Below are 8,280 nucleotides of genomic sequence, written 5' to 3'. Positions count from 1 at the left end.
GTGCTGGGGCAACGCCGCCGACATGGACGAGATGGGCGAGCTCCTCGACCTCATCTCCGACAACATCGCCGACGCCTACGCCGCCCGGGCGGGCGGCACCCGCGAGCAGTGGCGCGAGCGGATGCGCGCCGAGACCTGGTACCTGCCCGAGGACGCCGTCGACAACGGCCTCGCCGACGAGGCGATCGCCGCTCCGAAGGCAGGCACGCCGGCTGAGCCCGACGAGGAGCCGGAGCCGGACATGGCCCGTGCCTGGGACCTCGCTGCCTACGGCTACACCGGTCCGCGGCAGCCGGAGCCCGAGGCGCAGCCGGAGTCGGTGACGCTCACGTTCAACGTCGGCGACGCCATCGGCGAGCAGCTCCTCGCCGTGCTCCGCAAGGACATCGCCCTCCGTGATGCGGCCCCGGCTGTCGAGGCCACCGAGCCCGGGCCGGCCGCCGAACCCGCGCCGGCCGAACCCGCCCCCGGGGAGCCGGCCGTCGAGCCGGAGGCTGAGGCCCCTGCCGCCGAAGCTGCACCCGCACCCGCGGCCCCCGAAGACCCGTGGGCGGCCATGACCGCCCACCTCACCCAGGACGAGCCCGACGCGTGGTCGGTGCTGGTCTCCAACCTCACCACCACGGCGTCGTCCAGCGCGGCGACGGAAGCCTGAAGGAGGCACCAGTGGCACCCACTCTGACCACGCCGCGCAATGGCGACGAACTCGCGGAGATGCTCGCCGACCCGGCGCGCGCCAAGCAGATCATGGAGACCCCGAAGTCCCTCACGGACTTCATCGAGGAGTACGCCAACCGCCAGCAGGGCGACGGCACTGAGCTGCAGCGGCAGATCGAGGCCGAGACGCAGCGGCAGCTCGCGAACATGCTCCGCGAGAACGACGTCAAGGACTCCGAGCGCGACGCGATCAAGCGGCTCAACCTCGACCCGCAGACTCGCCCGGCGACGATGATGACGTCGCACAAGCAGGCTACCGCCTACAACGCGAAGGCCGTCGGCGCCGCCCTGGACGGCAAGTTCGAGAACGCCGCGGACTACTTCCGCCACGCCTGGCACCGCAACCCCGACCCCCAGCAGCGCGCGAAGATGGAGGAGATCCGCAACGCGTACTCCTCCGTCGTCCCGGCCGAGGGCGGCTTCCTCGTCCCCGAGGCCCTGCGCTCACAGCTTCTCCAGCTGGCCCTGGAGATGGCGGTCGTCCGCCCGCGCGCCACCGTCGTGCCGATGGAGACGGCCCGCGTGCAGTTCCCGATGATCGACTCGACGACCAACGTCGGCTCCGTCTTCGGCGGCATGATCGGCTTCTGGGGCGAGGAAGGCGCCGCCCTCATCGAGTCGAACCCCAAGTTCGGCCGCGCCGTACTCGACGCGAAGAAGCTCACCGGGTTCGCGCTCGTCCCCAACGAACTGCTCCAGGACTCCCTGCTGTCCTTCGCCGCGCTCATCGAGACGCTGTGGCCGCAGGCCCTGGCGTTCTTCGAGGACCTGGCGTTCATGGCCGGCTCCGGCGTCGGCGAGCCCCAGGGCTTCCTCGGCGCGGGCAACACCGCGGGCGTCGCCGTCCCGAAGGAGACCGGCCAGACCGCGGACACCATCGTCGTCGAGAACGTGATCAAGATGTACAGCCGGATGCTGCCCAGCTCCCTGGCGCGCGGCATCTGGGTCTGCTCCCCCGAGGCCATCCCCGAGCTGTACACGATGGCCCTGTCCGTGGGCACCGGCGGCGGCCCGGTCATGCTGACCAACGTCGCGGGCCCGGCGCCGATGACCATCTTCGGCCGGCCGCTGGTCGTCTCGGAGAAGGCCGGCCGCCTCGGTGACCGCTCCGACCTGTCCTTCGTGGACCTGTCGTACTACCTCATCGGCGACCGGCAGCAGATGAGCGCCGACTCCAGCACCGAGTACAAGTTCGGCAACGACCAGACCGCGTACCGGATCATCCAGCGCGTCGACGGCCGCCCGTGGCTGAAGAACCCGGTCACCCCCGCCAACGGCGGCCCCGCGCTCTCCCCGTTCGTCGAGATCGCGGACCGCACGTAACCCCCCGGCCGCCGCCGGCAGTAACGCCCCGGCGGCGGCTCCCATCCGGGTCGGCAGTGTCGCCCCGACAGGACACCCAGACAGGAGGACCCCCTCATGGGTCAGAAGGCACTCGGGCGGCTGATCAACAGCACGCCCGCAGCGGACGGCGTGTGGATCAACATGCGCGAGGCGTCCGGCATCCTCTTCGAGTGCTACCTCGGCGGCGCCGCCGGGGACACGTACACGCTGCAGGAAGCCAAGGACGCCTCCGGCACCGGGGCGCAGAACCTCGCGTGCATCACCGAGTACCACACCAACACCGGCAACGGCTCGGACGCCTGGACCCGGCGCACGCAGGCCGCCGCGGCGACCGTCGTCACCGCGGCCGCAGCGACGCAGCAGGCGGCCGTGTTTGAGGTGGAGAACACCTCGCTGTCCGACACGTACAAGTACGTGAAGGTCACCTCCACCGGCGCGGGCACCGTGCGCGCCGTCCACCGCGACCTCATGACCGGGCGGGCCCCGGCGAACCTGCCCGCGATGGGAGTCTGACCATGTCGACTCTCATCCAGGGCGACCAGCTCCGCTCCCTGCTGTGCGGCGTCAAGGTCCAGCGGGCCACCGCCACGCTCCCCCAGACCACGGCGGGCGCACTGTTCACCGTGTTCGGCGGCAAGGTCCTCATCACCAGCCTCGTCGGCGAGGTCACCACGGTCATCCAGACCCAGGCCGACAACACCAAGCTCACCTTCGACCCGGTCGACGCCGGGGCGACGCAGGACCTGTGCGCCGTCCTCGACATCACCGGGGACGCCGTCGGCACCTGCTACTCGCTGACCGGTACGCCAGCCACGGCGATGCAGGACGCGCTGAACTTCCTGCCGTCGAACAAGGTGCTGGCGCAGCCGCTGGTGCTGAAGCCGGGCAGCATCCTGCTGGACTGCGCGGCGTCGAACACCGGCAGCGTGAAGTGGGATCTGACGTACATCCCGCTGGACAACGGCGCGTCTGTGGCGGCGGCCTGACGTGGCCGGGTGGACGTGCGCCGAGTGCACCACCACGTACACGGTGGGCGCCGAGCAGTGCCCGCAGTGCGGCAGCACGCAGCGGGCCGAGAGCCCTGGGGGCGCTGTGCTGCCGTCGGTGACCGTGGCGTGCGGCAACGAGGTTTGCCGGTACGAGGGCCGCGAGCGGCGCGTGCACCTGCGTACGGCCTCCCCGGGGGTGCTGGAGATGCCGCGGCTGGTCTGTGCGGGCTGCGGCTTCGACATGCCGACGGTGGCCCCGTGGCCGCCCATCAACGAATCGGAGGACGACAGCATGCCGAAGATCACTAGGCACGGTGGCCCGTCGATCGCGGACGCCGAGCCCGAGCCGGAGGCGGGTGAGGACGTATCAGCTGGGAGCAGCTCCTCGACATCGTCCGAGGAGGAGCCGAGCTTGCCCGAGCCGAGCGAGACGCCGAGCCAGTCGCCTGCCCCAACGACGGCGAACCGCTCCAAGAAGGGCCGGACGGCCAGCCGTTCTGCCCGTTCGACGGATGGCGGCCAGGAGGCCGATACGTCGGCGACTGACGGCTCCGCTGAGTAGCAGCGCACGACACCGAGTTCGAGGGAGGAGGAGAGCAGCATGGCGGCGACTGGCTACACGTCGACGACTGGGGATGCCCGCAAGGTGTCGAGGTCGGGTGGCGTGATGACGGGTGAGCTGACGCTGCCTGACTCCTCCCCGGACACGGCGCTGAACGCGGCGTCGAAGGGCTACGTGGACACGCAGCTTGCTGCTGTGCCGTTCGTGACGCCGTCGCAGAACCGGCCCGCGTACAGGGCAGCGAGCTGGTCGCAGCAGTTCCAGTCTGGGCACGGCTGGAGCGCGAGCGGCTCCGGCGTCGGGTCGAGCAACGCCAACGACACCAGCGTGTTCTGCAAGGGCACGCAGTCGTTCCGGGTGACGACGACTGGCACGGGCGCGGTCGCGAACATCAGGCGGCTGGCGAGCGCGCTGCCGGACCTTACGGGCAAGGCGATCCGGCTGATCTTCAGGGTGTCGGATGTGACGCACCTGAACCAGATCAACGTGATCATCGGGACCAGCACGGTCGCGAACACCTTCAACTGGCGGTTGCACACCCACGCCTCGGCGGCTGAGAACCAGGTGCTGTCCGGCGAGTGGGCGACGATGACGCTGTCGTGGGCGGACGTCCGGTCCGTGACCGGCGCGTACACCATCTCCTCGACCGGCGTGCCGAGCGTGACCAGCGGCTTCACGGACTTCATGTTCCAGGTCGTCGACGACAACACCGGCAACCCGGTCACGGTCAATCTGCAGGCCGTCGAGATCATCCCTGATACGAAGACCACTTTCAGCAGCGGCGTCGTCAGCATCACCTTCGACGACAGCTACGCCAGCCAGCACACCCTGGCCCGGCCCAAGATGGACTCCTTGGGCTACAGGGGCACCCTGTACACGATCTGCGAAAACATCGGCCTCAGCCAGTACCTGACCGAAGCGCAGCTCAGGTCGATGCAGGATCAGTCGGGCTGGGAGATCGCCGGGCATGCCTTCTACTCGGCGAACCACAACACCAAGTACAACGCCCTGTCGGCCGCCGTGGTCGAAGACGACATCCGCCGCACCCGCGCCTGGATGATCGACCGGGGCTTCCCCAGCGATTCGTTCGCGTACCCGGGCGGCTGGTTCTCCCGCACGACCGACGGCACCAGCATCGAGGCGCTCACCTGCAAGTACTTCTCCAACGGGCGCGGCATCAGCTCGGCGGACAACCTGGAGACGTTCCCGCCGGCCATGCCCTACCGGACCCGGTCCATCACCGGCATCGGCTCCCTTGCTGGCGCCAGCGCGAAGGGCCTGCCCGCCAACCTGACCGGCGCGGGCGGCACGCTCGACCGCTGCCTTCAAGGCGAGTGGGTGATTCTCACGTTCCACGAAGTGGTCTCGGGCACGGCCGCCACGACGAATCAGTGCTCGCAGACGGACTTCAACTCGATCATGGACGCCATCAACTCGCGTGGCATCCCCGTCCTTCCGGTGGGCGACGTCCTCCGGCTCTACACGTAGGGGAGGCGCGCCATGACCGAAGTGACCGCAGGCCAGAGCGTGACCCTCCTCGGACAGTTCTACGACTTCGAGGGCGGCACCCTCACCGACCTCGACACCACCCCCACCATCGCCATCACCGCGATCGCCACCGGGGCCACGGCGCTCGCAGCCACCGCCACGGGCGTGACGCACCCCGCCACCGGCTCGTACGGCTACGCCTGGACCCCCGCCTCGTCGCTCACCCCCGGCGCGTACCTCGCCACCTGGACCGGGCTGAAGACGGGCTCCCCGGTCACCGCGACCGAGACCATCACCGTCACCGCCCCGGCGACCGCCGAAGACACCAACACCTCCCTCGCCGGCGTCTGGTACGCCACCCGCGAGGACGTCCAGCGCGCCCTCGACGTGAAGCTCACCGCCCGCAACTCGCGCCAGATCGACCGCGCGCTGGAGTCCGCCTCACGCGACGTCGACGACCTGTGCCACCGCAAGTTCGCTCCGGCCGTGGGGACCCGGTACTTCGACTGGCCCGGCTCGCAGAACCGGCCCTCATGGCGGCTCTGGCTCGACGACAACGAGCTCATCTCCGTCACCACGCTCGTGTCCGGCGGGGGCACCATCCCGGCGACGGACTACCTGCTGGAGCCCAACCGGTCGGGCCCGCCGTACAACCGGCTGGAGATCGACCTCGACTCGACGGCCGCCTACAGCAGCGGCACCACCCACCAGCGCGCCATCCAGATCACCGGCCTCTGGGGTTACCGCAACACCGAGACATCGGTCGGCCCGCTCGCCGCCGCCGTCGCTTCGACGACCGCCACCACGCTCACCGTGACCGGGGCCGCGTCCGCCGAGCTGGGCGTCGGCAGCGTGCTGCGCGTCGACTCCGAGCGCATGCTCGTCACCGGCCGCACCATGGCCGACACCGGCCAGAACGTCGGCGGCGCCGGGCTCACCGCGCAGCAGAACAGCGTGGCCCTCGCCGTGGCCGACGGCAGTGCCTTCGCGGTCGACGAGGTGCTCCTGGTCGAGTCGGAGCGGATGCTCGTCGTCGACATCGCGGGCAACACCCTCACCGTGCAACGCGCATGGGACGGCACGGTCCTCGCCGCGCACGCGGCCGGCGCCGGCATCTACGCCCCGCGCACACTCACCGTGCAGCGGGGCGCGCTCGGCACGACCGCGGCGCTGCACGCCGACGCGAGCAGCGTGGTGCGCTGGGACCCGCCCGGCCTGGTACGTGACCTCACCATCGCCGAAGCCCTCAACCGCGTCACCAACGAACTCGCTGGCTACGCCCGCACCCGCCGCGCCGGCGGTGGCCTCTCCAGCAACGACCAAGCCCTCGTCGCCCGGGACCTTCCGGCTCTGCGGCAGCAGGTCTACAACGCGCACGGCCGTAAGGGCCGTACGAGGGGGGTCTGATGCCTGGCTTCGATGTCCGCGTCAACTCCCACGCCTCCGGCCCCTGGGCCAGCGGCCGCGCCGGCCGAGCGCTGCACGACTACTCCGACGACGTCGAGTACCAGGTCGCGCGTGAGGGCGAGCGAATGGTGCACCAGCGGCTGCGGCAGGTACTGCGCCATCCGACGGGCTACTACGAGTCGAAGATCAGCGTGGACCGGGCGGGCGACAGCTACAAGGTCCACGACGGTCGAGTGGTCTACGGGCCGTGGCTGGAGGGCACCGGCAGCAGGAACAGCCCCGTGACTCGCTTCCCCGGCTACTTCACCTTCCGGCGGACGAAGCCGCTGCTGGACCGCAAGGCCCCGCAGATCGCGCGCGAGCTCCTGGCCCGGTACCGGTCGAGGGGGCTGATCTGACATGGCTCTCGACATCCGCACCATCCTCGACGCGGTCGAGTCCCACGCGCTGGCCTCCGGCTACTTCGCTGCGGTCAACGGCCATGAACCGAAGTCCCCACCGGTCTCGGGCATCACCTGCGCCGTGTGGGTGGAGCAGATCGGCCCGGCCCGTGGCGGCTCCGGCCTCAACTCCACGTCGTCTCGGCTGGCCCTGTTCGTGCGCCTGTACTCGTCGCTCATGCAGCAGCCCGCCGACGCCATCGACCCCGACCTCATGACCGCTCTCGACGCCCTCATGACCGCCTACAGCGGCGACTTCACCCTCGACGGGCTCGTCCGCCAGGTGGACCTTCTCGGCACCTACGGCGATCCACTCGGCGCCCGGGCTGGCTACCTCGCCGAAGCAGGCGGCGAGTACCGGGTCATGACCATCACCCTGCCGCTCATCGTCAACGATCTCTGGGACCAGGAGGCATAGCGTGACCAAGCAATCAGGCCTCGGAGACGGGCTGCACATCGCCGGGTACAACGCGTCCGGCGACATTCAGCAGCTCGGCCGGATCGGTGGCGGCCCCGCGCTGCTCAACTTCACCGGCATCGACAAGTCGGGGTACGAGCGCAAGGGCGGCCTCCGGGACGGCGCGTTCGAGATGACCACGTTCTTCAACTCGGACACAGTCACCCCGGCCACACACGAGAAGCTCAGCGCGCTGCCGCGCACCGACGTGCTGATGACGTACTGCCGCGGCACGGCCCTCGGTGACCCGGCCGCGTCGCTCGTGGCGAAGCAGGCCGGGTACGACCCGCAGCGCGGCGACGACGGCATGCTCACGTTCGGTGTGTCCGCTCAGGCCAACGGCTACGGCACCGAGTGGGGGCGGCAGCTCACCGCCGGCGTGCGCACCGACGCCGCGGCGACGAACGGCACGGGCATCGACACCACGGCGAGCGCCTCGTTCGGCGGGCAGGCCTACCTCCAGGTGTTCGCGTTCACCGGCACCGACGCCACGGTGAAGATCCAGGACAGCGCGGACAACGTCACGTTCGCCGACGTGGCGGGCTTCGCCTTCACGCAGATCACCGCCGGGCCGACAGCGGAGCGGATCGCCCTGGGCAACACGGCGACCATCCGCCGGTATGTCCGCGCGGCGAGCGTCACCACCGGCGGGTTCTCCAGCCTGAGCTTCGCAGTCAACGTGATCAAGAACGAGATCGCCGGGGTGACCTTCTGATGACCGCCAACGTCTTCCGGATCGAACCGGCCATGCCGCCGCAGATGTACAAGACGTACGCCATGCTGTCCCCTCTGGGCACGCACTCGCGGCAGGCGACCTGCGAGGAAGTCGGCTGCGACCAGTACCGCAACGGCTGGCGCGTCCGCGTCGAGAACCTC

Annotated in this window: 9 protein-coding genes and 1 pseudogene; all 10 read left to right on the top strand. The window is 70.1% G+C overall.

Features of this window, described 5'->3' with window-relative positions; genetic code table 11:
- A pseudogene (locus tag HOV77_RS29330) lies at positions 1–655 on the top strand (ATP-dependent Clp protease proteolytic subunit); the annotation flags it as partial.
- A gap of 11 nt (positions 656–666) precedes the next feature.
- Complete coding sequence (locus HOV77_RS29325; protein WP_290867846.1) at positions 667–2,040, top strand: phage major capsid protein; 1,374 nt, start codon at positions 667–669, stop codon at positions 2,038–2,040.
- 96 nt (positions 2,041–2,136) lie between these two features.
- Positions 2,137–2,574, top strand: a complete 438-nt coding sequence (locus tag HOV77_RS29320) for a hypothetical protein (RefSeq protein WP_290867843.1) — start codon at positions 2,137–2,139, stop codon at positions 2,572–2,574.
- Between the two features lie 2 nt (positions 2,575–2,576).
- Complete coding sequence (locus HOV77_RS29315; protein WP_290867841.1) at positions 2,577–3,047, top strand: hypothetical protein; 471 nt, start codon at positions 2,577–2,579, stop codon at positions 3,045–3,047.
- A gap of 1 nt (position 3,048) precedes the next feature.
- Positions 3,049–3,612 (top strand): hypothetical protein, encoded by a 564-nt coding sequence (locus tag HOV77_RS29310; RefSeq protein WP_290867839.1) that lies wholly within the window; start codon positions 3,049–3,051, stop codon positions 3,610–3,612.
- Between the two features lie 39 nt (positions 3,613–3,651).
- Entirely contained in the window at positions 3,652–5,100 is a 1,449-nt protein-coding gene (locus HOV77_RS29305) for a polysaccharide deacetylase family protein (RefSeq protein WP_290867838.1), read from the top strand.
- Between the two features lie 12 nt (positions 5,101–5,112).
- Positions 5,113–6,507, top strand: coding sequence for a hypothetical protein (locus HOV77_RS29300; protein ID WP_290867834.1), 1,395 nt, complete (start codon positions 5,113–5,115; stop codon positions 6,505–6,507).
- Positions 6,507–6,905, top strand: coding sequence for a hypothetical protein (locus HOV77_RS29295; RefSeq protein WP_290867831.1), 399 nt, complete (start codon positions 6,507–6,509; stop codon positions 6,903–6,905). Before HOV77_RS29300 ends, HOV77_RS29295 begins: the two co-directional genes overlap by 1 nt.
- 1 nt (position 6,906) lies before the next feature.
- On the top strand, positions 6,907–7,365 hold the full coding sequence (locus HOV77_RS29290) for a hypothetical protein (protein WP_290867829.1): 459 nt from the start codon (positions 6,907–6,909) through the stop codon (positions 7,363–7,365).
- A gap of 1 nt (position 7,366) precedes the next feature.
- Positions 7,367–8,119: a hypothetical protein gene (locus tag HOV77_RS29285; protein ID WP_290867826.1), complete on the top strand. Its 753-nt coding sequence runs from the start codon at positions 7,367–7,369 to the stop codon at positions 8,117–8,119.
- Positions 8,120–8,280 lie beyond the last annotated feature (161 nt).

The sequence above is a fragment of the Hamadaea sp. genome (assembly GCF_013362815.1).
Classification (GTDB): domain Bacteria; phylum Actinomycetota; class Actinomycetes; order Mycobacteriales; family Micromonosporaceae; genus Hamadaea.
This window is presented reverse-complemented; position numbering and strand designations above follow the sequence as displayed.